This window comes from Microbacterium sp. AISO3, from assembly GCF_002204305.1.
In the GTDB taxonomy this organism is placed as follows: Bacteria; Actinomycetota; Actinomycetes; order Actinomycetales; family Microbacteriaceae; genus Microbacterium; species Microbacterium arborescens.
Window position 1 is genome coordinate 97524 of sequence record NZ_NHRF01000002.1, and the last position, 22665, is coordinate 120188.

Below are 22665 nucleotides of genomic sequence, written 5' to 3' on the forward strand. Positions count from 1 at the left end.
TAGTAGTTTTTGAACATGTTCAGTAGGAATGCGGCGGCACCCGAGGACCCGCGCTCGATCTACGAGCGAGCGCTCGGAGCGGATCTCCTGAGCCTGCCCTCCGTGCTGCGCACCTACTTCGGCCCGGTACCCGCCGGGAGCGTGGGCCGTGGCCGGGGTGTCTACGACGAGGCGGGCTATCGCGGGCCCCACTGGCTGCGGCCGCTGATGAGCCTGTTCGCGCGGCGCGGCGTGATGTTCCCGGAGGCGGGCACCGACGTACCGTTCGCGATCACGAACACGCCCCAGCGCGACGGCACGCTCCGTGGGGAGCGCGACTTCTTCTTCGCCGGCGCACGACGCCGGATGGTGGACACGATGACCAGTCCGAGGTCGGGGGAGATCATCGACCGCCTCGGCCGTCGCAGCGGGTTGGAGGTACGTCTGCGTGCCGAGGCCGGTTCCACCGGCATGCGGTTGCGGTCCGTGGCTCTCGCCGTGCGCTGCGGCGCCCTGCGGCTGCCGCTTCCGACCGTGGCGGGGGTCACGATCGTCGAGACGGCCGACCCCGCGGATGCCGCCGTGCAATGGGTGGACGTCAGAGTGCGGGCGTGTCTCGTGGGCGAGATCTTCCGGTACCGCGGCTCGTTCACGTACCGCATCGAACCGCGCCACGGAAACCCCGTCCAGCGCGTCGTACCCCCTGCCTAGACTGACGAGGTGGCAGACGGAGAACTCCCCGAGATCACCCTCGACGAGGCACGCGCAGAATCGCGTGACCTGATCGAGCGGATCACCGCGGCGCGCGACGCGTACTACGGTCGCGATGCCGAGGTCGTCGACGATGCGACGTACGACGCGTGGATGCGCCGTCTCGACGAGCTCGAGAGGCTGCATCCCCAACTGCAGTCGCAGGACTCGCCCACCCAGACGGTCGGCGCCGCCGAGTCGACGCTGTTCGCGCCCGTGACGCACGCCGAGCGCATGCTGAGCCTCGATAACGTCTTCTCACCCGAAGAGCTGACCGATTGGTGCGTCAAAGCAGCAGCGGCAGCTGGGCGTCCGGTGCGCTGGCTGTCGGAGCTCAAGATCGACGGGCTCGCGATCAGTCTGCGCTACGAAAACGGCGTGCTGACATCTGCCGCCACGCGAGGCGACGGACGGGTCGGCGAGGACGTCACCGTGAACGCGCTCCGCGTGAGCGGCATCCCCGAGCGACTCGCAGGAGACGGGCACCCGGCGATCGTCGAGGTGCGCGGCGAGATCTTCATCCCCGTGGCCGAGTTCGCCCAGCTCAACGCGCTCCAGGCCGAGATGCGCGATCGTGTGGTCGAGGATGCGCGGTCCCGCTCCCGCGCGTTCGACGAGGAGCGCGCCCGCATCAGTGCCGAGCGCCGATTCCCGGCCTTCGCCAACCCGCGCAACGCCGCGAGCGGGGGGCTGCGCCAGCAGCTCGACAAGAAGACGGGCCTCGAGCTCGAAGCGTCCGAGGCCCGCGTCCGTTCGCTCCGGCTCTACGTGCACGGCATCGGCGCGTGGCAGAACCCGCCGGTGTCGTCGCAGAGTGAGATCTACGCGCTGCTGGCCGAGTGGGGTCTGCCCATCAGCCCGCACTCGCAGACCCACGAGAGCATCGAGGGTGTGCTCGGCTACGTCGCGCACTACGGCGAGAACCGCCATAGCGTCGAGCACGAGCTCGACGGCGTCGTCGTCAAGATCGACGAACTGGCGCTGCACGACGAGCTGGGTGCGACCAGCCGCGCACCCCGGTGGGCGATCGCGTACAAGTACCCGCCGGAACAGGTCAACACCAAGCTTCTCGACATCGTCGTGTCGGTCGGCCGTACCGGCCGGGCCACGCCCTTCGCCGTCATGGCACCGGCCCGCGTCGCGGGCAGCGTCGTGCGGCAGGCGACCCTGCACAATCAGGACGTCGTCCGGGCCAAAGGCGTTCTCATCGGCGACACCGTCGTGCTGCGGAAGGCGGGCGACGTCATCCCGGAGGTGCTCGGACCCGTGGTCGAGCTGCGCGACGGGACCGAGCGCGCGTTCGTCATGCCCACGAACTGCCCCGAGTGCGGCTCGCCCCTGCGCCCCGCCAAAGAGGGCGACATCGACCTCCGCTGTCCGAACGCGCGCTCCTGCCCGGCGCAGGTCCGTGGTCGCGTCGAGCACGTCGGGTCTCGTGGCGCCCTCGACATCGAGGCACTCGGGGAGGTCACGGCAGCAGCCCTCACGCAACCGCTGGGCGAGGCCACCCCGCCGCTGGTCACCGAGGCTGCGCTGTTCGACCTGACTCTCGAACAGCTCGTCCCGATCGAGGTCATCGTCCGTGACTCTGAGACGGGTGAGCCGCGCGTCGACGACAAGACGGGCGAGCCCGTGCGGCGCGCTCCGTTCCGGCGCAACCCTTCGGCCGCCGAGAAGAAGGAGGGACTGACCGGCCCGCAACCGTCCGCGCAGGCACTCAAGCTCCTCGACGAACTCGAGAAGGCCAAGACCAAGGAGCTCTGGCGGTTCCTCGTCGCGCTCAGCATCCGCCACGTCGGTCCGGTGGCGGCGCGCGCCCTCGCGCAGTGGTTCGGCTCGATCGCAGCGATCCGCGCCGCGACGCGGGACGAGCTGGCGGCCGTCGAGGGCGTGGGCGGCATCATCGCGGACTCTCTGATCGATTGGTTCGAGGTCGACTGGCACCGCGAGATCGTGGAACGGTGGGAAGCGGCCGGCGCGCGGCTCGAAGTGCCGGGGCACCCCGGGCCCGGCGCAGCCGTCGTCGAGGGTGGAGTCCTCGAGGGCATCACCGTCGTGGCGACGGGATCACTCGAGGGATACACCCGCGAAGGTGCACAGGAGGCCATCCTCGCCGCCGGCGGCAAAGCCGGGTCGTCCGTCTCGAAGAAGACCGACTTCGTCGCGGCGGGGCCGGGCGCAGGATCCAAACTCGCGAAGGCCGAGCAGCTCGGCGTGCGGATCATCGATGCCGCGCAGTTCCGCATCCTCGTCGAGCAGGGACCGGACGCCCTCGATTCCTGAGCAGGGGATGACTCAGCGCGGGTGTCCGCGGCCCGACCTACAGTGACGGCGATCTCACGGAGGCCGCTTGTCAGATCAGCTCACCCCGCAGGAGATCGCCTGGCTTGACCGGGAGCACCGCCGCGCCGTCAGCCGAGCTTCGCCTCCTCGATCGGGCTGTTCGGGCTCGGTCACCCCGAGGTGCTCGTCTTCGGGCTGAATGACGCTAACGCGGGCCTCTCATCGACGACGTCGTGGCGCGCGTGCGGGCCGGGTCGGACCTCACGGTCGGGGAGGTGGTGTCGTTCACCGGTTGGGCGCATCGCGTGCCGGGGACCTTCCGCGCCTGAGCGGAGGTCCGGGATCAGCCCGCGAGGAGCCGATCGCGGACCTGGCGGCGCAGCACCTTGCCGATCATCGACTTCGGGAGCTCGTCGACGACGACCACCCGGCGCGGCACCTTGTAGGGCGTCAGGATGCCGCGGCAGAAGTCCTTCACGTCGGCCTCGTCGATCGTCGCCCCCGGGGCGGCGACCACCGCGGCCACCACTTCCTCGCCGGAGTGCTCGCTGGGGAGGCCGACGACGGCGGCATCGGCGATCTGCGGGTGCTGACGCAGCGCGATCTCGACCTCGGTCGGGGCGACGTTGAAGCCGCCGGTGATGATGAGTTCCTTGATCCGGTCGACGATCCGCACGAATCCTGCCTCGTCGATGGTCACGATGTCGCCCGTGCGGAACCAGCCGTCGACGAAGACCTTCTCCGTCTCCTCGGGCTTGCCGTAGTAACCGGTGAACACCTGGGGGCCGCGGACCAGCAGTTCGCCCCGCCCGCCCGGCTCGACGTCGCGCGTCGGTTCGTCCGGGTCCACGACGCGGCACTCCGTGCCCGGAAGCGGCAGGCCGACGGTGCCGGGGACGCGGTTCTCGGCCACGGGATTGGCCATCAGGACGGGGGAGCATTCCGACAGCCCGTATCCCTCGACGAGGTATCCGCCCGTCGATGCCTCGAACGGGACCACGAGCTCGTGAGGGAGGGCCATCGCGCCGGAGATCGCGACCTGCGTTCCCGCGAGCGACACTCCCGCGGCATCGGCCGCCGCGAGCAGGCGCTCGGCGATCGGCGGTACCAGGGGTAGGAGAGTGGCCGGATGGCGCTTGTGCACCGCGAGCACGAGTGCCGGATCGAACTTCGGGAAGAGGACGAGCCGCGCGCCCATCGACATCGCGAAAGTAAGACAGAGCGTCAGGCCGTACGCGTGGAACATCGGGAGCACGGCGTAGACGACGCACCCCGCGCCGCGTTCGATCGTCGGGGTCCACGCCTGCGCCTGGGCGGCGTTCGCCAGGAGGTTGCGATGCGTGAGCGCCGCTCCCTTGGGGTTGCCGGTCGTGCCGCTCGTGTACTGGATGAGCGCGAGATCGCCCGTGGTCGGACCCACGTGGCTTGCCGGCAGGGGATCGTGGCGCTCGGCATCCGACCAGAATCCGTGCACGCGATTGCGGGCCACGGGAGAGGTGAGCGCCTCGCGCGACTCCCGCGCCTTGGCGATGGGCAGGCGCAGCGCCGCGCGCATGTGGAACGGCATAGCCGTGGTGATGTCGACGGCGATCACGGCGTTGAGCGCCAGATCGTCGGGGAAGTCGAGCAGCACCGACACGAGCTTGCTCCAGACGATGGCGACCTTCGCGCCGTGGTCCTCGAACTGCTTGCGCATCTCACGTGGCGTGTAGAGCGGGTTGTGCTCGATGACGACGGCTCCCAGGCGCAGAACGGCGTAGAAGGCCACGATGTGCTGCGGGCAGTTGGGCAGAACGATCGCCACCCGGTCGCCGCGGCGCACTCCGGCATCCCGCAGGTACGCCGCCGCTCGTTCGATCCGGTCCTGCAGCTGCTGGTACGAGACCGTGCGGCCGAAGAACTCCAGAGCCGGGGCGTCGGGATGCTCCCGTGCCGACGTCGCGACGATGTCGACGAGCGAGCCCTCGATGGGCGGGAGATCCTCCGGCACCCCGTCGGCGTAGCTGGCGATCCAGGGACGTGGCGGGTCGTAGGTCGTCACGCTGACACCCTACGGGTCTCGCGGGCGATCGGCCCCCAACTAGAATCGTGGGGTGTCTGAAATCACCCCCGATCTCGTGCGCCACCTCGGCGTGCTCGCCCGGATCCAGCTGAACGACGAGGAGGTCGAGCGTCTCACGGGACAGCTCGACGCGATCGTCGACAACATCGCGAAGGTGTCGGAGGTGGCGACGCCGGATGTCCCGGCGACGAGCCACCCGATCGCTCTGGAGAACGTCTTCCGCGAGGACGTCCCCGGGGAGATGCTCTCGGTCGAGCAGGTGCTCCGGAACGCGCCCGAACGCGCTGACGACCGCTTCCGCGTGACCGCGATCCTGGGGGAGGAGCAGTGAGCGACATGATCCGTCTCAGTGCGGCCGAGCTCGCCGCGCGCCTGGCCGACGGCAGCGTCAGCAGTGTCGAGGTGACGCAGGCGCACCTCGACCGCATCGCGGCGGTCGATGGAGACGTGCATGCGTTCCTGCACGTCTCCGACCACGCCCTGGAGGTGGCGGGCGAGATCGACGCTCGCCGTGCTGCCGGTGAGGAGCTCGGCGAGCTGGCGGGCGTTCCCCTCGCGATCAAGGACGTGCTCGTCACCACGGACATGCCGTCGACGAGCGGGTCGAAGATCCTCGAGGGCTTCATGTCGCCGTACGACGCGACAGTCGTCTCGCGCGCCCGCGCCGCGGGACTGGTCCCGCTCGGCAAGACGAACATGGACGAGTTCGCGATGGGCTCCTCGACGGAGCACTCCGCGTATGGACCGACCCGCAACCCGTGGGACCTCGACCGCATCCCCGGCGGCTCCGGCGGCGGTTCCGCCGCCGCTGTCGCCGCGTTCGAGGCGCCGCTCGCCCTCGGTTCCGACACCGGCGGTTCGATCCGCCAGCCCGCGCACGTGACGGGCACGGTCGGAGTCAAGCCGACGTACGGCGGCGTGAGCCGCTACGGTTCCATCGCCCTCGCCTCGAGCCTCGACCAGGTCGGTCCTGTCTCCCGCACCGTTCTCGACTCGGCTCTGCTGCACGACGTCATCGGCGGCCACGACCCGCACGACTCGACGTCGCTCGCGGACCGGTGGCCCTCCTTCGCCGCTGCAGCGCGCGAAGGCGCGCGCGGGGATGTGCTGCGCGGACTCAAGGTCGGCGTCATCCGCGAGCTCGCCGATGTCGGCTTCCAGCCCGGCGTCAGCGCGTCGTTCCGTGCGTCGCTGGCAGCGATGGAGGCGCAGGGCGCCGAGATCGTCGAGATCAGCGCACCGCACTTCGAGTACGGGGTCGCGGCGTACTACCTGATCCTCCCGGCCGAGGCGTCGAGCAACCTCGCGAAGTTCGACTCGGTGCGCTTCGGACTTCGCGTCGACGTGCCCGGCGGCACCGTCGAGGACGTCATGTCGGCGACCCGCGAAACCGGCTTCGGCGACGAGGTCAAGCGCCGCATCATCCTCGGCACCTACGCTTTGTCGGCGGGCTACTACGACGCCTACTACGGCAGCGCCCAGAAGGTGCGGACGCTCATCCAGCGCGACTTCGACGAGGCCTTCGCGCAGGTCGACGTCATCGCTACTCCGTCCGCGCCCACCACCGCGTTCCGGCTCGGCGAGCAGATCGACGATCCGCTGCAGATGTACCTGAACGACGTGACGACCATCCCCGTCAACCTCGCCGGAGTCCCGGGGATCTCCATCCCGTCGGGACTGTCGGATGACGACGGGCTGCCGGTCGGCATCCAGTTCATCGCTCCTGCGCGCCAGGACGCACAGCTGTACCGTGTGGGCGCCGCGCTCGAGACCCTGCTCGTCGACAGCTGGGGCGGCCCCCTGCTCGACCGCGCACCGATCCTGGGAGGGGCACGCTGATGGCTGCCAAGGTCGCACTGATGGACTTCGACAAGGCGCTGGAGCTCTTCGAGCCCGTGCTCGGCTTCGAGGTGCACGTCGAGCTCAACACGCGCACGAAGATGTTCTCGCCGGCTGCGAACCCGGCTCACCCCGACAACCACGGCGCTGCTCCGAACACGCTCGTCGCGCCCGTCGACATGGGCCTGCCCGGGGCGCTGCCGGTCGTCAACGAGACGGCTATCCGGTCATCGATCAGCCTGGGCCTCGCGCTCGGCTGCTCGATCGCGCCGTCGAGCCGCTTCGCGCGGAAGAACTACTTCTACCCGGATCTCGGCAAGAACTACCAGATCTCACAGTACGACGAACCGATCGCGTTCGAGGGCGCGGTCGAGGTGGAGCTCTCCGACGGCACGACCGTGACCGTCGACATCGAGCGTGCGCACATGGAGGAGGATGCCGGCAAGCTCACCCACATGGGTGGCGCGGCCGGCCGTATCCAGGGCGCCGAGTTCTCGCTGGTCGACTACAACCGGGCAGGAGTGCCGCTCGTCGAGATCGTGACCAAGCCGATCTTCGGCGCCGAGCACCGTGCGCCGGAGATCGCGAAAGCCTACGTCCGCACCATTCGCGACATCGTCATCGGCCTGGGCATCTCGGAGGCGCGCCTCGAGCGCGGCAACCTGCGCTGCGACGCGAACGTGTCGCTTCGTCCTCGGGGTCAGCACAAGCTCGGCACGCGCACCGAGACGAAGAACGTCAACTCGATGCGCTCCGTCGAGCGCGCGGTGCGCTACGAGATCCAGCGTCAGGCCGCCATCCTGGCCGAGGGTGGAACCATCACGCAGGAGACCCGGCACTGGCACGAGGACACCGGGACGACCTCGCCGGGTCGTCCGAAGTCGGACGCCGACGACTACCGGTACTTCCCCGAGCCCGATCTGCTGCCGGTCGCGCCGTCGCCCGAGTTGATCGAGGAGCTCCGCGCGGCCCTTCCCGAGCCGCCGGCCGCTCGGCGACGACGGCTGCAGGGGGAATGGGGCTTCACCGACCTCGAGTTCCAGGACGTCGTCAACGGCGGTCTGCTCGCTGAGGTCGATGCGACGGTCGCAGCAGGGGCGTCGCCGACCTCGGCGCGCAAGTGGTGGACCGGCGAGATCACCCGCGTCGCGAACGCGCGTGGCGCCGAGCCGCAGGCACTGGTGTCGCCCGCCGACGTGGCTGCGCTGCAGAAGCTCGTGGATGCCGGCACGCTGACCGACAAGCTGGCGCGTCAGGTGCTCGAAGGTGTGATCGACGGCGAAGGGTCGCCGCAGGAGGTCGTGGATTCGCGCGGCCTGGCCGTCGTGTCCGACGACGGCGCGCTGATCGCCGCGATCGACGACGCCCTCGCCGCCCAGCCCGACGTCCTGGCGAAGATCAAGGACGGAAAGGTGCAGGCCGCGGGAGCGGTGATCGGCGCGGTCATGAAGGCCATGAAGGGGCAGGCCGACGCGGCGCGCGTGCGCGAGCTGATCCTCGAGCGCGCGGCGCAGTAGGCGGCGCCACCGCGCGCACCACAGGCGGCGCCGCCGGCATCCTCGCGCGACGAGGGCCGGCGGCGCCGCCTCGTCGTCGGACGACCGCTCCGGTGTCCGCGGCAGAGGCGAGAATAGAGGCATGGGACGAGGCGACGGGACAGGACGCATCGTGTCGCCGCCGGATGCGGACGACGCGGGCACGCGAATCCTCCATGTCGACATGGACGCCTTCTACGCGGCCGTCGCGGTGCTGGACGATCCGTCGCTCGCGGGAAAGCCGATCATCGTCGGCGGCGTCGAGCGCCGGGGCGTCGTGTCGAGCGCCTCGTACGAAGCGAGGCGCTTCGGCGTCCGGTCGGCGATGCCGGTCGCACGCGCCCTGCAACTGTGCCCGCAGGCGATCGTGGTCCCGACGACGTTCGAACGCTACGCCGAGCTCTCGCAGCGCGTGATGGAGATCTTCCGATCGATCACGCCGTTGGTCGAGCCGCTGTCGATCGACGAGGCGTTTCTCGACGTGAGCGGTGCTCGTCGGCTCTGGGGGAGTCCACGCGAGATCGCGCAGCTCATCCGCGCCCGCGTGCTGAGCGAGACCGGCCTCACGTGCAGCGTCGGGGTCGCGGCGACCAAGCACGTCGCGAAGATGGCGTCGACGATCTCCAAGCCCGACGGTCTGCTCGTCGTCGCCGAGCACCAGACGCTCCGCTTCCTCGGCGGCCGGCCGGTCGGCGCGTTGTGGGGCGTCGGACCGAAGGCGGCCGAGGCGCTCCTCGCCCGCGGCATCCGGACGGTCGCCGACGTCTGGGACACTCCGAGGCCCGTCCTCGATCGAGCGCTCGGGCCGGCCATGGGTGAGCGCGTCTGGCACCTCTCGCGCGGACACGACGCGCGCCAGGTGCAGACCGAGCGCGCGGAGAAGAGCGTCTCGCACGAGGAGACCTTCTCGCGCGACGTCTCCGACCTCACGGTGCTCCGGTCCGAGCTGAGGCGTCTGGCCGACCGCGTCGGCGCGCGACTGCGTGCGGGGGGCTGGGAGGCCGGGACCGTATCGATCAAGGTCCGCCTGAGCGACTTCTCGACGTACTCCCGCTCGCAGACCCTGCCCTTGGCGACCAATGTCGGGCAGCGCATCGGGTCGGCGGCGATCGAGCTGCTCTCGACGGTCGAGCTGTCGCAACCGGTGAGACTCATCGGCGTCCGCGCGGAGAAGCTGCGTCCGGACGGCACCGGCGGCCTGACGCTCTGGGACGACGACGAGGAATGGCGGCGCGTCGACGATGCGCTCGACGGAGCCCGGGCCCGTTTCGGCCGGGGCGCGGTGACGCGAGCGAGCGTGCTCGGACCCCGCCGAGACGTCGGCGCCATGCCGACCAATCCACGCCCCGGCCACGAACACTGACACCTGTACCGCGGCACCCGGAGAAGGGTACGGTGGGTCCATGCCCAACCTCGCACTCGAACTCGGCAAGCAGACCGCGAACCTCGGCGTCACCAGCGTCTACGGCGAACAGCAGGATGTCGACGGCATCACGCTGATCCCCGTCGCGCTGACGTGGAGCGGCTTCGGGGCCGGCGAGGACGACGAGGGGAACAGCGGTGGCGGTGGCGGCGGTTATGCCATCCCCGTCGGGGCGTACGTGCGCAAGGGCGACGATCTGCGATTCGAGCCGAACCTCGTCTCTCTCGTCGCCGTCGGCATCCCGTTCGTCTGGGTCGTGGGACGCGCTCTCAGCCGTGTCATCCGCGCCCTCAAGAAGTAGGGTCGCCGCGCGTCTGACCACTGCGGCGCTCATCCGTACCGTGCTCGGCGAAACCTCGCCGGGCGATGTCGTGATCATCGACGGGCGCAGCGGCGCGGGAAAGTCCACGCTCGCGCGCGAGCTGCAGCGGCAGTGGAGCGGCCCGCGAACGCCGCAGCTGGTGGCACTCGACGAGCTGTATCCCGGCTGGGACGGCCTCGCGGCGGGCGCCGAGTACGCCGTCGCGCGTGTGCTCGCCCCTCGTCGCACGGGCGCTACGGCGCGCTGGCAGCAGTGGGATTGGACGGCGGACCGCTACGGACCCGAACGGGCCGTCGGCGCTGACGAGACGATCCTCCTCGAAGGCAGCGGAGCGCTCACCGCCGCGGCCGCAGCCTTCGCGACGGTCAGTATCTGGTTGGACGCCCCGAGCGAGCTGCGTAAGCGGCGTGCCCTGGACCGCGACGGTGAGGCGTACCGTCCGCATTGGGATCGCTGGGCCGCGCAGGAGGAGGACCATATCGCTCGAAACGATCCTCGAGGTCTCGCGACGCACGTCGTCGAGCTCGTCTGATCAGCCGTCGAGTGCCTGCAGCAGCATCTCCTGACGGTATCCCAGCCACTCGTAGACGTCGAAGCGCGGGTCACCCACCGGCATGATGCTCTCGTCGCTGATGCCGATGCGTTCCGCCAGCACGAGCCGGAGGCCGGCGAGCGTCCGAAGCCACGCGGTCTGCTCCTGCGGACCGAGTGTGAGCCCATCGCCGGATGCCGGATCGACCGAGCGGCCCTGTGCAGCTCTCGTGAGCGTGGCGAGCACGAGACGCGCGTCGGAGGCGCGCGTCGCCGCGACATCGTCTCGAGTGAGCGCGCGGAACTCCGCCGCGGCATCCGCATCGTCGGGGTACGCGTCGGGGGAGAGGCGCTTGGCGGCAGGGTCGCGGGGATCGTCGGGCGCGGTGACCAGCTCGAGGTACTGGTCGACCAGCTCCTGGAGATAATCCGCCTCGGCTGGGGGCAGCGCGAACGCGACGGAGGCGGTCATGCGCCGGCTCGCCGCACGGTCGCCCAGAGGCCGAACTCGTGCATCGCGCGGGTGTGGGCCTCCATCGCCTCGCGCGGCCCCTCGGCGACGATCGCGTGCCCGTCGTGATGGACGGCGAGCATGAGCTGCGTCGCGCGATCGCGCGAGTATCCGAAGTAGGTCCGGAAGACATGGACGACGTACGACATGAGGTTCACGGGATCGTTCCACACGACGGTCTGCCACGGTTCGTCGGGGGCGGCGCGGAGATCGGTCTCGCGGTCGAGGTCGGGAAGGGCGGTGCTCATCACGCCCATCCGAGCTCGTGCAGGCGGTCATCGTCGATGCCGTAGAAGTGGGCGATCTCATGGACGAGGGTGGTGTGGATCTCGTCGCTCAGGCTCGCGACATCATCGCAGGCGTGCAGGTGCGGCTCGCGGTACACGATGATCCGGTCCGGCAGCTCGCCCTGCCCGTAGCGGTCGCGCTCGGTGAGGGCGTAACCGTCGTAGAGGCCGAGCAGGTCGAGACTGCCGTCTTCCGGGCGGTCTTCCACGACGAAGATGACGTTGTCGAGTCCGTCGACCATGTCGTCGGGGAGGCGATCGAGTTCGGCGGTCACGAGGAGCTCGAACTCCTCGACATCCATCTCGATCATCTGCACTCCCGGACCGGGGTGTTTACGTGGGGTGGCTAACGGGACTTGAACCCGCGACCCCCGCGACCACAACGCGGTGCTCTACCAACTGAGCTATAGCCACCATGTCTCCCGGTGAAACCGGGCAACCAGACGATTGTATTACACGGATGGGGCATACGACGACACGGCGGCCTCGGCGGCTGCTCGGGCCTCGTCGCTGGTGGGGCCGGGCGCGGGCACGAACACCGCGGAGCGGTAGTAGGCGAGCTCGCGAATCGACTCCCGGATGTCGGCCAGCGCACGGTGCCCGCCGTCCTTGGTCGGCGCCTGGAAGTACGCGCGGGGGAACCACCGTCGCGACAGCTCCTTGATGCTGGAGACGTCGACGTTCCGGTAGTGCAGCCAGGAGTCCACCCGGGGCATGTACTTCGCGAGGAACATCCGGTCGGTGCCGATCGTGTTGCCCGCGAGGGCGGCCTTGCCTTCCGGCACGAAGCGCTGGATGTACTCGAGCACTGCCGCTTCGGCGTCGGCGAGGGGCGCGCCCGAGTCGAGCTCGGACATCAGGCCCGAGGTCTCGTGCATCGCGGTGACGAAGTCGCCCATGTTCGCGCGGGCGGCCTCGCTGGGCCGGATGACGAGCTGGAAGCCCGGGTCGAGCGGCACGAGTTCGTAGTCGGTGACGATGACCGCCACCTCGACGAGCTCGTCGACGCTGAGATCCAGCCCCGTCATCTCGCAATCGATCCATACGAGACGGTCGTTCTCGGCTGTTCCCACCATGTCGTCCATCCTAGTGAGCGGCCGCGACACGGTCGTTTTAGAAAATCGTTGACCGCGCGCCGCACATGCGACCATCATGACTACTACGTCGTAGTAATACGTAGTAGAAGTGCGAGGAAGCATGTTCAGAATCGGCATCATCGGCACGGGCGGCATCGCCAGTGCCCACATCGGCGGGTATCTCGCGTTCCCCGAGGACTGCGAGATCGTCGCCCTCGCCGACGTCTCGCCGGGGAAGGCTGCGCAGAAGGCCGAGGAGTTCGGCATCGCCGGCGCGGTCGGGTACGACGACCCCCTCAGGATGATCGCGGAGGCCGAGCTGGACCTCGTCAGCATCGCGACTCCTCCGTCTACCCACGCCGCCCTCTCGATCGCGGCTCTGGATGCGGGCGTGAACGTTCTCGTCGAGAAGCCGATGGCGCCCTCGCTCGAGGAATGCGACGCGATGCTCGCGGCTCAGGAGCGTTCGGGCAAGGTGCTCTCGGTGGTCGCGCAGAACCGGTTCCGCGACGACCTCGCGACGCTCAAAGCCGTCGTCGACTCGGGGCTGCTGGGGTCGATCTCGTCCGTGCGCGTGGACTCGGCGTGGTGGCGGGGGCTGCCGTACTACGACCTCTGGTGGCGTGGCACCTGGGAGAAGGAAGGGGGCGGCTGCACCCTCAACCATGCGATCCACCACATCGACCTGCTCCTGTGGCTCCTGGGTCGGCCGACGGAGATCACGGCGATGCTCGCGAACGCGCAGCACGACAACAGCGAGGTCGAAGACCTTTCCGTCGCGGTGTTGCGCTACGAACGCGGTCTTGCGCAGCTCACGAGCTCCGTCGTCCATCACGGCGAGGAGCAGCAGATCGTCATCCAGGGCGCGAAGGCGCGGGTGTCGCAGCCGTGGCGGGTGATCGCCGAGCGCGCCGACGGCGGCGGATTCCCTGCGAAGGGCGGCGATGCCGATCTGGTGGCGGCCATCGAAGGCGTCGTCGCCGCGCGAGAGCCTCTCGCGCACGCCGGGCACACAGGGCAGATTGCCGATGTACTGAGCGCGATCCGGGACGGCCGTGAGCCCATCGCAGGAGGGCGGGACGGCCGAAACGCGATCGAGGTCGTCGCGGCCATCTACAAGGCGGGCATCGAGCGCACCTTCGTGGACCTTCCGCTCGCGGCCGACGACCCCTACTACCGTTCCGGCCACCTCGTGGAGCGCGCGCCGCACTTCTACGAGAAGCAGACCTCCCTCGTGGAGGCGGCGTCGTGACCGCGTCATCGTTCCCCGGCGGCACCTCGTTGTCGCACCTCGACATCTACCCCGATGCCGCTCCCGACGGCGTCTGCGGCGGAAGTCCCCACATCCACCTCGTCTCGACCGAGGCGTATCTCGTCGTCGAGGGGCACGGAGCTCTTCAGACGATCGACCGTCACGGATACCGGGAGACGAGCCTGTCGGCCGGCTCGGTGGTCTGGTTCACCCCGGGCACGATCCATCGGGCGGTGAACCGCGGCGGACTGAAGGTCCTCGTGCTGATGAGCAACGCAGGCCTTCCGGAGGCGGGCGACGCGGTGATGACCTTCCCCCCGTCCGTCGTCGGCGACCCGGACGCGTATGCGGACGCGGTGGCCCTTGGCGAGGGGGAGGGCCGGGCGGTCCGCGCCGCCCGGCGTCGCGACCTCGCCGTCACGGGATTCGAGGCGCTCCGTGCTGCGGTCGTCGCGGGCGATCGCACCCCCCTCGACGACTTCTACGAGAGCGCCGGCGCACTGGTCCGGCACCGCGCCGCCGCCTGGGGACGGATCGTGCGCGAGCGAGCCCTCGCCCAAGCCGAGGACTCGCTGAGGCTCGCCGAAGCGATCGCCCGCGGCGATGTCGGCCACCTCCGCGGTGCGCGGGCCCACGAGGCCCCGGAAGCCGCCAGCGATCGCGCGTTCGGCATGTGCGGACGCATCCGCGCCTACGACCTGACAGACCAGGAGATCCCCCGATGAGCCATTCCTACACGTTCGACCCCCTCCCGCGTCCGGTCGTCGAGCCCGGCGAGTTCGCCTTCGCCGCCGTCGGTCTCGATCACGGCCACATCTTCGGAATGACCGACGGCCTGATCGGCGCCGGCGCGACCGTGACCTGGGTCTTCGACGAGGACCCCGCACGCGCGGCGGCCTTCGCGAAGCAGTATCCGACGGCGCGAATCGCCGCGAGCGAGCAGGAGGTGCTGGACGACCCCGCGGTTCGGCTCGTCGCGACGGCCGCGATTCCGTCGCAGCGCGCTCCGATCGGTCTCCGGGCCATGGAGGCGGGCAAGCACGCCTTCGTCGACAAAGCCCCGCTCACGACCTTCGCCCAGCTGGATGCCGTTCGGGAAGCGACCGCGCGGACCGGCCTGCGATATGCCGTGTACTACGGCGAGCGCGTGCATTCCGAGGCGGCGATCCTCGCCGACCAGCTCGTCGAGCGTGGTGCGATCGGCCGGGTCATCCAGGTGGTGTGCTTCGGCCCGCATCGTATCGGCGGCGGCCGGCCCGACTGGTTCTACGACCCGGCGCAGTACGGCGGCATCCTGTGCGATATCGGAAGCCACAACTTCGATCAGATCCTCCACTACACGCGTGCGACGAATGGTCGCGTCTCGACCTCGACGATCGCGAACTACGCGCATCCCGACACCCCTGGCCTGCAGGACTTCGGCGACGCGCACGTCGTGCTGGACAACGGTGCGACAGGCTACGTCCGGGTCGACTGGTTCACGCCCGACGGCTTGGGCGTCTTCGGCGACGGGCGCACACTGCTGCTCGGTACCGACGGGTACATCGAGCTGCGGAAGTACATCGACATCACCACCGACAACGGGGGCGGTCAGGTGCTCCTGGTCAATCAGGAGACACAGCGCCGCTTCAACGCCAACGGCATGACCGGCTTCCCGTACTTCGGGCAGCTGATCCGCGACTGCCTCGACGGCACCGAGACCGCGATGAGCCAGGCCCACGCTCTGATGGCGGCGGAGCTCAGCCTGCACGCACAGGCGGGGGCGACGGTGATCGGTTCGGACGCCCGCGTGCCCCTCCTGACCCCCTAGCGGCGACCCGCTCACGAGAACCACAAGGATGTGGAGTTCCGAATGACGCAATCCGTTCACACGCCGGTGCGGCTGGGGGATGCCCCACCCGCCGGCACCGCGACGCGAGCGATCACCACAGCGCGGCCCAAGCGGCGCCCGTTCCGGCGCGATCGCACGCCCCGCGCGAAGCAGACCTGGCGCCGGGCGCTCGCCCGCGACTGGCGCCTGTACACCTTCCTGCTCGCGCCGGTCGTCTTCCTGCTCGTCTTCCGCTACATCCCGATGCTCGGGAACGTGATCGCCTTCCGGCGGTTCCGTCCCGGCGGCTCGATCTTCGGCGACGAGTGGGTGGGCTTCTACTACTTCGAGGCGTTCATCTCCAACCAGCAGTTCTGGACGGTGTTCTGGAACACGGTGGTCCTGGGCGGGCTCACCCTGCTGATCACGTTCCCCCTTCCGATCGTGCTCGCGCTCATGCTCAACGAACTGCGCTCGCGTCGGTTCAAGCGCATCGTTCAGACGATCTCGTACCTTCCGCACTTCATGTCGGTGGTCATCGTCGCCGGTCTCGTGCTGCAGCTCACGGCACTCAACGGGACGGTCAATCAGGTCGTCGAGGCGATGGGCGGCGACCCCGTCCCGTTCATGCAACGGCCCGAGTGGTTCCGCTCGATCTACGTCTCCTCGGAGGTGTGGCAGACCGTCGGGTGGGGAACGATCCTCTACCTCGCCGCGCTGACCACGATCGACGATCAGCTCTACGAGGCCGCTCGGATCGACGGTGCGAATCGTTGGCAGCAGACCTGGCACATCACGCTGCCGGGGATCCGCCCGACCATGATGGTGCTCCTCATCCTCAACATCGGCTCGTTCATGGCTGTCGGATTCGAGAAGGTGCTGCTCCTGCAGAATCCGCTCATCTACTCGACGGCCGACGTCATCTCGACCTATCTCTATCGCGTCGGCATCCAGTCGGCCCAGTTCTCGTACGGAACGGCCATCGGCCTGTTCGAGGCGGTCATCGGCCTCGTGCTCGTCCTCGGCGCGAACGCCCTCTCTCGTCGATTGGTTGGTACCTCGCTGTGGTGACCGAAGCCCTTCCCCCGAAACCCGACAGTGCACGCGTGCGCCGCGAGACCGGCATCATCCGGGAGTCGCCGGGATACCGGGCCTTCCGGGTGGTCAACGCCGTCGCCCTCGTACTCGTGTGCGTCGTGACGTTGTACCCGTTCATCAACCTCGTCGCGAAGGCGTTCTCGTCCGAGGGGTACATCGCCGCCGGCGAGGTGAATCTGATCCCGCGAGGCTTCAACATCGACACCTTCCGCGTGGTCATGAACGACGGGACGTTCTGGACGAACTACGGGAACACGTTCCTCTACACGATCGTCGGAACCGTCATAGCGATGGCGATCACCACGACGTATGCCTACGCGCTGAGCAAGCCGTATCTCAAGGGACGAACCTTCTTCGTCGGCATCGCGGTGTTCACGATGTTCTTCGGCGGCGGCCTCATCCCCAACTACATCCTCATCGCGAACTACCTGGGTTGGCGCAACAGCATCTGGGCCGTCGTGGTGCCGGGAGCGCTGAGCGTGTTCAACCTGCTCGTCATGAAGTCGTTCTTCGAGAACTTCCCCGAGGAACTCGAAGAGGCCGCGGCGATCGACGGCCTCACGACCTACGGCATCTTCTTCCGGATCGTGCTGCCGCTGTCCAAGGCCGTGCTCGCGACGATGACGCTGTTCTACGCCGTCGGCATCTGGAACTCGTGGTTCAACGCGTTCCTCTTCCTGGACGACAAGACGCTGTTCCCCGTGACGGTCTATCTGCGGAATCTCATCGCAGCCGCGACGGGCGTGCAGGAGGCGATCGGCGGCGAGTCCGCGCAGGTCGCCTCGAACATCCAGGCCGTCACGATGCTGCTCACGGTGCTCCCCATCATCTGCCTGTATCCCTTCATCCAGCGCTACTTCGTCTCGGGCGTGATGCTCGGGTCGGTCAAGGGCTGAATCCCCTACGTCGAACGACGACGTTCACACAGAGGAGAAACACAATGAGAATCACTCGCCACACCCTCGCCGGTGCCGCGGGACTGGCAGCCGTTGCCGTCGTGCTGTCCGCCTGCTCCGGCCCCGCCACCGACGATCCCGCCGGCGACGGCGCCGCCACGATCGGAGAAGCGCAGTCCGTCGGCGCGATGGAGGACTTCGAGGCCGGCGTGACCTTCGCCGCGACCGAGCCGGTGCAGTTCTCGCTCATGTACCGGGACCACCCGAACTATCCGGTGAAGGACGACTGGTCGTTCTTCCAGCATCTCGAGAACGACCACAACGTCACGTTCTCCCGCACGGACATCCCGATGGCCGATTTCGATCAGAAGAAGTCGCTCCTCATCGGCAGCGGCGAGGCGACCGACATCATCTCCTCGACGTACGCAGGTTCCGAGACGCAGTTCGTCTCGGGCGGCGCGATCCTTCCGGTCTCGGACTACTTCGACTACATGCCGAACTTCCAGCAGAAGATCGCCGACTGGGACCTCGAGGACGACCTGCAGAACCGCCGGCAGGAGGATGGGAAGATCTACCACCTGCCGGGCCTGCGCGAAGTGCCCGACGTCCAGTACTCGGTAGCCATCCGCGAGGACCTGTGGCAGAAAGCGGGTATTGCCGAGGACCCCGCGACCTGGGACGAGTACCTCGAGCAGCTCCAGAAGGTCAAGCAGGCGAATCCGGAGCTCGACTACGCGATGTCGGATCGCTGGACGGACGCGACGCCGCTCGGCTCGCTGCTGAGCATCATGGCGCCGAACTATCCGACGGCAGCGGGCTGGGGCTACGCGAACACGTGGTACGACCAGGACGCCGGCGAGTACGTGTTCACAGGTGCCTCGGACGGGTACAAGCGGGTCGTGTCGGATGCCGCCGCCCTCGTCGAGGCCGGCGTGCTCGACCCCGAGATCACCCAGAGCGATGACCAGGCGGTACAGAAGTTCATCTCGGGCAAGTCGGCCGCCATCTCCGGGAACACCCAGACGATCGCGGAATACCGGCAGAAGTTCGCCGACTCGGGCCAGGGCGATGTCCCGATCCGTCTGCTCTCGCTCCCCGGCGGGCCGGCGGGCGACAAGCTGCCGAGCGGTCGCTTCACCTCCGGCATCCTGATCTCGAGCGGCGCGGCCGAGAAGCCGTACTTCAAGGCGCTGCTGCAGTTCGTCGACTGGCTCTACTACTCCGACGAGGGCCTCGAGTTCGCTCAGTGGGGCGTGGAGGGCGAGACGTTCACGCGTGAAGCCGACGGCACGCGCAAGCTCATGGACGACATCGCATGGAGTTCGATCAACGCCGGCGCGCCCCAGCTCCTCAACGCCGACTACGGCTACAGCAACGGGGTCTTCCTGCTCGCGAACGGCTCGTCGCAAGAGCTGGTGCTCTCGATGATGACCGACGAGATCGCCGAATGGACCGCCGAGCAACTCGAGAAGAAGGAGCAGCTGCCGACCGCACCGGCCCCGCTGCTCAACGAGATCGAGCTCGAGCAGACGTCTTTGCTGCAGACGCAGCTGACGGATGCCGTCCACGCGGCGACCGCGTCGTTCATCACGGGCCAGCGCTCCATCGAGGACGACTGGGACGCGTACGTCGCCGAGCTCGAGGGCCTGGGATCCGGCCAGCTCATCGAGACGTTCAACACCGCGCTCGAGCGCACGCAGAATCAGGGATGAGCAGAGGCGGCCGGTCACGTCACCGCGGCCGGCCGCCCCATCCCCCCCACCCCCCGAGCGAAGGAGCCGAGGAAGATGGATGTCGACACCACCACGATTCGTCGAAGCGATCCCGCCGACGAGGTCGGACGCGGTCCGCTGTCCCGAGGCGCCGCGTTCGTCTACCGGCAGATGGTTCTGGAGGCGCAACTGCTGATCGCTTCACTGCCCTCCGTCGTCGCGGTGATGCTGCTCGACCGGGATCCGTCGAACATCCCCCTCTTCGTGCTCGCCCTCCTGCCGCTGGCTCCCGCCTTCGTGGCGGGCGTGGCGGCGGCGATGGTGCCGCACACCGACCTGTCGCCCGGTCGGCACTTCCTCCGCGCCTACCGACGTGACCTCGTACCGACCCTCCGGTGGGCGGTGCCGGCGACCGCAGCCCTCGCTGTGCTCGCCTTCAACCTCATCCATCTCGACGGGGTCGACGGCGGTGCGGCGCTTCGCCCGCTGTACAGCGTTCTCGGACTGCTCATCCTCGTCTGGGGTGGGCACATGGTCGTCCTGACGGCGGGATTCGATTTCCGCGCGCGCGATGCGATCCGCGTCGCCGTGGCGCAGCTCGCTTCCCAGTGGCGTTTCACGCTGGGTGTCCTGTCGCTGCTCATCGTGGCGGTGTTCCTCGCGATCGTGGTGAGCGAGGCCGCCGTGCTGCTCTTGCTGTGGGCGTTCGCCGGCCTGCTCGCGCTCATGGCGCGACCCGTGGTGGCCGACACCGAGCGCAGGTTCACACGCCGGTCCGCAACAGCATTCGAGCGCCCCCGACAGGATTCGAACCTGTGACCAACGGATTAGAAGGCCGCTGCTCTATCCACTGAGCTACGGAGGCAGATGCTTCTACGCTATCGCGCGCCGAGGTCCGTGTCGGTCCGGCTGCCGCACACCCCTGGCTCCGCGGCGCTCGGAAGCGTAGCCTGCGGGTGTCGGAAGGGGTTCGATGATGAACGCGCAGACACGATCGACAGCACTGTGGGTGGCGTACGGCGCCGGCGGAGTGGCGGGGATGATCCGCCACCGCGGCGATGAGTACATCGTGACGATGGCGGGTGCGGATGCCGAGCTCGGCACCTACCCCACGATGGAGATCGCCAAGAACGCATTGCACGCCCACATGCCGCCGGGAGCGGACTGGCCTACGTTCCGGGAGCACTGAGCCGGGCCGCCGCCGTCGCGTCGCTGGCACGCGGGTCGGGTGCCCGACGCATCCGGGCACGTGCGCCTCGGTCGAACAGCGGCAGGCTCACATGCACGATCGGCCCGATGAGCACGGCGAACAGCACCGTGCCGAGACCGATCGTTCCTCCGAGCAGCCAGCCGGTCACGAGCACGGTCGCCTCGACAATCAGCCGGCCGGCCCAGATCGGCCAGCCCCAGCGTCGGTGGATGCCGGTCATGAGTCCGTCGCGGGGGCCCGGACCCAGGCGAGCCCCGATGTAGATCCCCGATGCGACGCCGACCAGGATGGTGCCGGCGATGAACATGACCAGCTGTGCCGGCCACCCATCGGGTGTGCTGATGAGCGGGAGGGCGAACTGCATGGCGGCGCCCACGACGAGGATGTTCGCGACGGTGCCGACACCCGGCTTCTGACGCAGCGGGATCCACAGGAGCAGCACCAGGAAACCGGTGATGCTGACGACCCAGCCGATCCCGATGCCGGTGTTCTTGCTCACTCCCTCGGCGAAGACCGTCCACGGGTCCAGGCCGATGCCGGCATCCACCATGACGGCGCACCCGATGCCGAACAGGATGAGGCCGACGACGAGTTGCGAGAAGCGGAGGGTCACTCGTCCATTGCATCCTGAGATTGGCCATAGCGAAAGAGGCCAATTCCCGTACTGTGGCCATATGCACTCGCGAATCTCCGCCAGGTCATTGGAAGCGGCGCTCGGAGGATGGCGCACTCGCGAACCGGCCTACGAAGCGCTCGCGGACGGCATCCGACTGCTGTGCCTCGACAACCGCATCGCTGCGCGCACGCTGCTGCCCGCCGAGCGTGCCCTGGCCCAGACGCTCGGGCTGAGTCGCACGACGGTGGCGAGCGCTTACGCGAGCCTGCGCGCGAGCGGTCACATCGAGAGCCTGCGGGGGTCGGGCAGCGTGACCACAGCCCAGCCGTCGCGCGGTGGCGGGACGGTGTTCGCCGAACCCGGGTCGATCGACCTGCAGCAGGCGAGCCCGAGTGCCTGGCCCGGCCTGGCCGGTGTCATGGCGGAGACGGCGTCGGATGCCGCGCGGCTCGTGTCGCGGACCGGATACGACACGCTGGGGTCGGGGCGCCTGCGCGACACGATCGCCGAGCGCTACACCGTGCGCGGCATCCCGACGTCGCGCGAGGAGATCCTCGTCACAGCGGGCGCGCAGAGCGCCATCCATCTCATCGCGGAGGTGCTCGTGGCTCGTGGGGATCGGGTGCTGGTCGAAACTCCGACCTACCCGCATGCGGCCGAGGCCCTGCGGGCAGCGGGAGCGCGGTTGGTGGCCGTGCCCGTCACGACGGAGCGCGGCTGGGACCTCGATCGTCTGGACGAAGCTGCGCGACGGACGCGACCGGCGCTGGCATACCTGATGCCGACCCTGCAGAACCCGACGGGTCGCTCCATGACGACCGCGGAGCAGGATGCGCTGCGGGACGTGGCTCAGCGGGGCTGCACGCTCGTCGTCGACGAGACGACCGCCGAGCTGTCGTTCGGCGCGCAGGCGCCCGTGGCGCTGCGCGGTGACGATGTCGTTCGTATCGGTTCGCTGGGCAAGACCGTCTGGGGTGGCCTGCGCGTCGGGTGGGTCCGCGCTCGGCCCGAGGTGATCCGACGGCTGCACGCGGCGCGGCCGGCCCGTGACCTCGGAACGCCGGAGTTCGAGCAGGAAGTCGCGGCGCGATTGATCCCACGGATGACGGAGATCCTGCCCCAGCGCGCCGAACTGCTGTCGCAGGGTTACCGTGCAGCACGAGCTGCCCTGCGTGACCGGCTGCCTGACTGGGACGTCCCCGAGGTGTCCGGCGGTGTCGCCCTGTGGGTGGGTCTACCGGCGCCGCTCAGCGGGCCGTTGGTTCTGGGAGCCCGCGCGGCGGGGGTCTATCTCAGCGCCGGCCAGCGTTTCGCCGTCGACGGCGGACACGAGAACCGCTTGCGCGTACCGTTCACCGCGTCGCCCGCCGATCTCGAGCGTGCCGTCGAGGTCCTGGCCTCGGTCTGGGACCACGTGGCGAGCGGAGCTCGCACGGCGGGCCCGGAGCCGGTGGATGCCCTGGTGTGAGCCCC

23 protein-coding genes and 2 tRNA genes are annotated in these 22665 nt (G+C 68.9%); 17 read left to right on the forward strand and 8 right to left on the reverse strand.

Annotated features, from left to right (window positions below; all coding sequences use genetic code 11):
- Positions 1-15: 15 nt before the first annotated feature.
- Both CBF90_RS03275 and ligA read left to right on the forward strand, forming a co-directional pair.
- Positions 16-690 (forward strand): DUF4166 domain-containing protein, encoded by a 675-nt coding sequence (locus CBF90_RS03275; protein WP_088379924.1) that lies wholly within the window; start codon positions 16-18, stop codon positions 688-690.
- Positions 691-699: 9 nt separating this feature from the next.
- Entirely contained in the window at positions 700-3012 is a 2313-nt protein-coding gene (gene ligA / locus CBF90_RS03280) for an NAD-dependent DNA ligase LigA (protein ID WP_088379925.1), read from the forward strand.
- A gap of 343 nt (positions 3013-3355) precedes the next feature.
- On the opposite strand, the gene CBF90_RS03285 is transcribed toward ligA, so the two are convergent.
- The gene (locus CBF90_RS03285) at positions 3356-5053 is read right to left on the reverse strand and encodes a long-chain-fatty-acid--CoA ligase (RefSeq protein ID WP_088379926.1); all 1698 of its coding nucleotides are present in this window, start codon (positions 5051-5053) and stop codon (positions 3356-3358) included.
- A gap of 52 nt (positions 5054-5105) precedes the next feature.
- On the opposite strand from CBF90_RS03285, the gene gatC reads away from it, so the two are divergent.
- From gatC to CBF90_RS03310, 6 genes are all read left to right on the forward strand, one after another.
- Positions 5106-5405: an Asp-tRNA(Asn)/Glu-tRNA(Gln) amidotransferase subunit GatC gene (gene gatC / locus CBF90_RS03290; protein WP_064956622.1), complete on the forward strand. Its 300-nt coding sequence runs from the start codon at positions 5106-5108 to the stop codon at positions 5403-5405.
- Positions 5402-6913 carry an Asp-tRNA(Asn)/Glu-tRNA(Gln) amidotransferase subunit GatA gene (gene gatA, locus CBF90_RS03295; protein ID WP_071918139.1) on the forward strand — a complete coding sequence of 504 codons (1512 nt, stop codon included), beginning with the start codon at positions 5402-5404 and terminating at the stop codon, positions 6911-6913. The genes gatC and gatA overlap by 4 nt, the downstream gene beginning before the upstream one ends.
- Entirely contained in the window at positions 6913-8430 is a 1518-nt protein-coding gene (gatB, locus tag CBF90_RS03300) for an Asp-tRNA(Asn)/Glu-tRNA(Gln) amidotransferase subunit GatB (RefSeq protein WP_023950912.1), read from the forward strand. Before gatA ends, gatB begins: the two co-directional genes overlap by 1 nt.
- Before the next feature lie 121 nt (positions 8431-8551).
- A complete protein-coding gene (dinB, locus tag CBF90_RS03305) occupies positions 8552-9811 on the forward strand; it encodes a DNA polymerase IV (RefSeq protein WP_064956620.1) in 1260 nt (419 codons plus the stop codon).
- A gap of 40 nt (positions 9812-9851) precedes the next feature.
- Positions 9852-10172, forward strand: coding sequence for a hypothetical protein (locus CBF90_RS18745; RefSeq protein ID WP_064956619.1), 321 nt, complete (start codon positions 9852-9854; stop codon positions 10170-10172).
- On the forward strand, positions 10147-10725 hold the full coding sequence (locus tag CBF90_RS03310; protein WP_064956618.1) for an AAA family ATPase: 579 nt from the start codon (positions 10147-10149) through the stop codon (positions 10723-10725). The genes CBF90_RS18745 and CBF90_RS03310 overlap by 26 nt, the downstream gene beginning before the upstream one ends.
- On the opposite strand, the gene CBF90_RS03315 is transcribed toward CBF90_RS03310, so the two are convergent.
- From CBF90_RS03315 to orn, 5 genes are all read right to left on the reverse strand, one after another.
- The gene (locus tag CBF90_RS03315; RefSeq protein ID WP_088379927.1) at positions 10726-11196 is read right to left on the reverse strand and encodes a DUF2017 family protein; all 471 of its coding nucleotides are present in this window, start codon (positions 11194-11196) and stop codon (positions 10726-10728) included.
- Positions 11193-11492: an ATP-dependent Clp protease adapter ClpS gene (gene clpS / locus CBF90_RS03320; RefSeq protein ID WP_064956616.1), complete on the reverse strand. Its 300-nt coding sequence runs from the start codon at positions 11490-11492 to the stop codon at positions 11193-11195. The genes CBF90_RS03315 and clpS overlap by 4 nt, the downstream gene beginning before the upstream one ends.
- Positions 11483-11833 (reverse strand): metallopeptidase family protein, encoded by a 351-nt coding sequence (locus CBF90_RS03325; RefSeq protein WP_064956615.1) that lies wholly within the window; start codon positions 11831-11833, stop codon positions 11483-11485. The genes clpS and CBF90_RS03325 overlap by 10 nt, the downstream gene beginning before the upstream one ends.
- A gap of 27 nt (positions 11834-11860) precedes the next feature.
- Positions 11861-11936: transfer RNA gene (locus tag CBF90_RS03330), tRNA-His, on the reverse strand.
- Between the two features lie 38 nt (positions 11937-11974).
- Positions 11975-12598: an oligoribonuclease gene (gene orn, locus CBF90_RS03335; RefSeq protein ID WP_064956614.1), complete on the reverse strand. Its 624-nt coding sequence runs from the start codon at positions 12596-12598 to the stop codon at positions 11975-11977.
- A gap of 121 nt (positions 12599-12719) precedes the next feature.
- Between orn and CBF90_RS03340 the strand changes: the two genes are divergently transcribed.
- The 7 genes from CBF90_RS03340 to CBF90_RS03370 all read left to right on the forward strand — a co-directional run bounded on the left by CBF90_RS03340 (position 12720) and on the right by CBF90_RS03370 (position 20185).
- Entirely contained in the window at positions 12720-13850 is a 1131-nt protein-coding gene (locus CBF90_RS03340) for a Gfo/Idh/MocA family protein (protein ID WP_023950896.1), read from the forward strand.
- Entirely contained in the window at positions 13847-14575 is a 729-nt protein-coding gene (locus CBF90_RS03345; RefSeq protein ID WP_088379928.1) for a cupin domain-containing protein, read from the forward strand. Before CBF90_RS03340 ends, CBF90_RS03345 begins: the two co-directional genes overlap by 4 nt.
- The gene (locus CBF90_RS03350) at positions 14572-15660 is read left to right on the forward strand and encodes a Gfo/Idh/MocA family protein (RefSeq protein ID WP_064956612.1); all 1089 of its coding nucleotides are present in this window, start codon (positions 14572-14574) and stop codon (positions 15658-15660) included. Before CBF90_RS03345 ends, CBF90_RS03350 begins: the two co-directional genes overlap by 4 nt.
- Before the next feature lie 42 nt (positions 15661-15702).
- Positions 15703-16731 carry a sugar ABC transporter permease gene (locus CBF90_RS03355; protein WP_083990662.1) on the forward strand — a complete coding sequence of 343 codons (1029 nt, stop codon included), beginning with the start codon at positions 15703-15705 and terminating at the stop codon, positions 16729-16731.
- A gap of 35 nt (positions 16732-16766) precedes the next feature.
- A complete protein-coding gene (locus CBF90_RS03360; RefSeq protein WP_233494887.1) occupies positions 16767-17654 on the forward strand; it encodes a carbohydrate ABC transporter permease in 888 nt (295 codons plus the stop codon).
- Positions 17655-17698: 44 nt separating this feature from the next.
- Positions 17699-19366: an extracellular solute-binding protein gene (locus tag CBF90_RS03365; protein ID WP_064956611.1), complete on the forward strand. Its 1668-nt coding sequence runs from the start codon at positions 17699-17701 to the stop codon at positions 19364-19366.
- Positions 19367-19441: 75 nt separating this feature from the next.
- Positions 19442-20185, forward strand: a complete 744-nt coding sequence (locus tag CBF90_RS03370) for a hypothetical protein (RefSeq protein ID WP_088379929.1) — start codon at positions 19442-19444, stop codon at positions 20183-20185.
- Here the strand turns inward: CBF90_RS03370 and CBF90_RS03375 are convergent.
- Positions 20159-20231 (reverse strand) — tRNA-Arg (locus CBF90_RS03375). The genes CBF90_RS03370 and CBF90_RS03375 overlap by 27 nt on opposite strands.
- A 111-nt stretch (positions 20232-20342) precedes the next feature.
- Between CBF90_RS03375 and CBF90_RS03380 the strand changes: the two genes are divergently transcribed.
- On the forward strand, positions 20343-20555 hold the full coding sequence (locus CBF90_RS03380) for a methyltransferase (RefSeq protein ID WP_233494886.1): 213 nt from the start codon (positions 20343-20345) through the stop codon (positions 20553-20555).
- On the opposite strand, the gene CBF90_RS03385 is transcribed toward CBF90_RS03380, so the two are convergent.
- Complete coding sequence (locus CBF90_RS03385; protein WP_088379930.1) at positions 20536-21189, reverse strand: YitT family protein; 654 nt, start codon at positions 21187-21189, stop codon at positions 20536-20538. The two genes, CBF90_RS03380 and CBF90_RS03385, sit on opposite strands and share 20 nt — an antisense overlap.
- A gap of 61 nt (positions 21190-21250) precedes the next feature.
- Here CBF90_RS03385 and CBF90_RS03390 point away from each other — a divergent pair, with 61 nt between their 5' ends.
- A complete protein-coding gene (locus CBF90_RS03390) occupies positions 21251-22660 on the forward strand; it encodes a PLP-dependent aminotransferase family protein (RefSeq protein WP_036304584.1) in 1410 nt (469 codons plus the stop codon).
- The last annotated feature ends 5 nt before the right edge of the window (positions 22661-22665 follow it).

Excerpts from the sequence above, each read along its gene's own strand:
- CBF90_RS03275 (WP_088379924.1), top strand. The coding sequence starts at position 16 with ATGTTCAGTAGGAATGCGGCGGCACCCGAGGACCCGCGCTCGATCTAC.
- gatB (WP_023950912.1), top strand. The coding sequence starts at position 6,913 with ATGGCTGCCAAGGTCGCACTGATGGACTTCGACAAGGCGCTGGAGCTC.
- dinB (WP_064956620.1), top strand. The coding sequence starts at position 8,552 with ATGGGACGAGGCGACGGGACAGGACGCATCGTGTCGCCGCCGGATGCG.
- CBF90_RS18745 (WP_064956619.1), top strand. The coding sequence starts at position 9,852 with ATGCCCAACCTCGCACTCGAACTCGGCAAGCAGACCGCGAACCTCGGC.
- CBF90_RS03315 (WP_088379927.1), bottom strand. The coding sequence starts at position 11,196 with ATGACCGCCTCCGTCGCGTTCGCGCTGCCCCCAGCCGAGGCGGATTAT.
- clpS (WP_064956616.1), bottom strand. The coding sequence starts at position 11,492 with ATGGGCGTGATGAGCACCGCCCTTCCCGACCTCGACCGCGAGACCGAT.
- CBF90_RS03325 (WP_064956615.1), bottom strand. The coding sequence starts at position 11,833 with ATGATCGAGATGGATGTCGAGGAGTTCGAGCTCCTCGTGACCGCCGAA.
- orn (WP_064956614.1), bottom strand. The coding sequence starts at position 12,598 with ATGGTGGGAACAGCCGAGAACGACCGTCTCGTATGGATCGATTGCGAG.
- CBF90_RS03340 (WP_023950896.1), top strand. The coding sequence starts at position 12,720 with ATGTTCAGAATCGGCATCATCGGCACGGGCGGCATCGCCAGTGCCCAC.
- CBF90_RS03350 (WP_064956612.1), top strand. The coding sequence starts at position 14,572 with ATGAGCCATTCCTACACGTTCGACCCCCTCCCGCGTCCGGTCGTCGAG.
- CBF90_RS03355 (WP_083990662.1), top strand. The coding sequence starts at position 15,703 with ATGACGCAATCCGTTCACACGCCGGTGCGGCTGGGGGATGCCCCACCC.
- CBF90_RS03365 (WP_064956611.1), top strand. The coding sequence starts at position 17,699 with ATGAGAATCACTCGCCACACCCTCGCCGGTGCCGCGGGACTGGCAGCC.
- CBF90_RS03370 (WP_088379929.1), top strand. The coding sequence starts at position 19,442 with ATGGATGTCGACACCACCACGATTCGTCGAAGCGATCCCGCCGACGAG.
- CBF90_RS03380 (WP_233494886.1), top strand. The coding sequence starts at position 20,343 with ATGAACGCGCAGACACGATCGACAGCACTGTGGGTGGCGTACGGCGCC.
- CBF90_RS03390 (WP_036304584.1), top strand. The coding sequence starts at position 21,251 with ATGCACTCGCGAATCTCCGCCAGGTCATTGGAAGCGGCGCTCGGAGGA.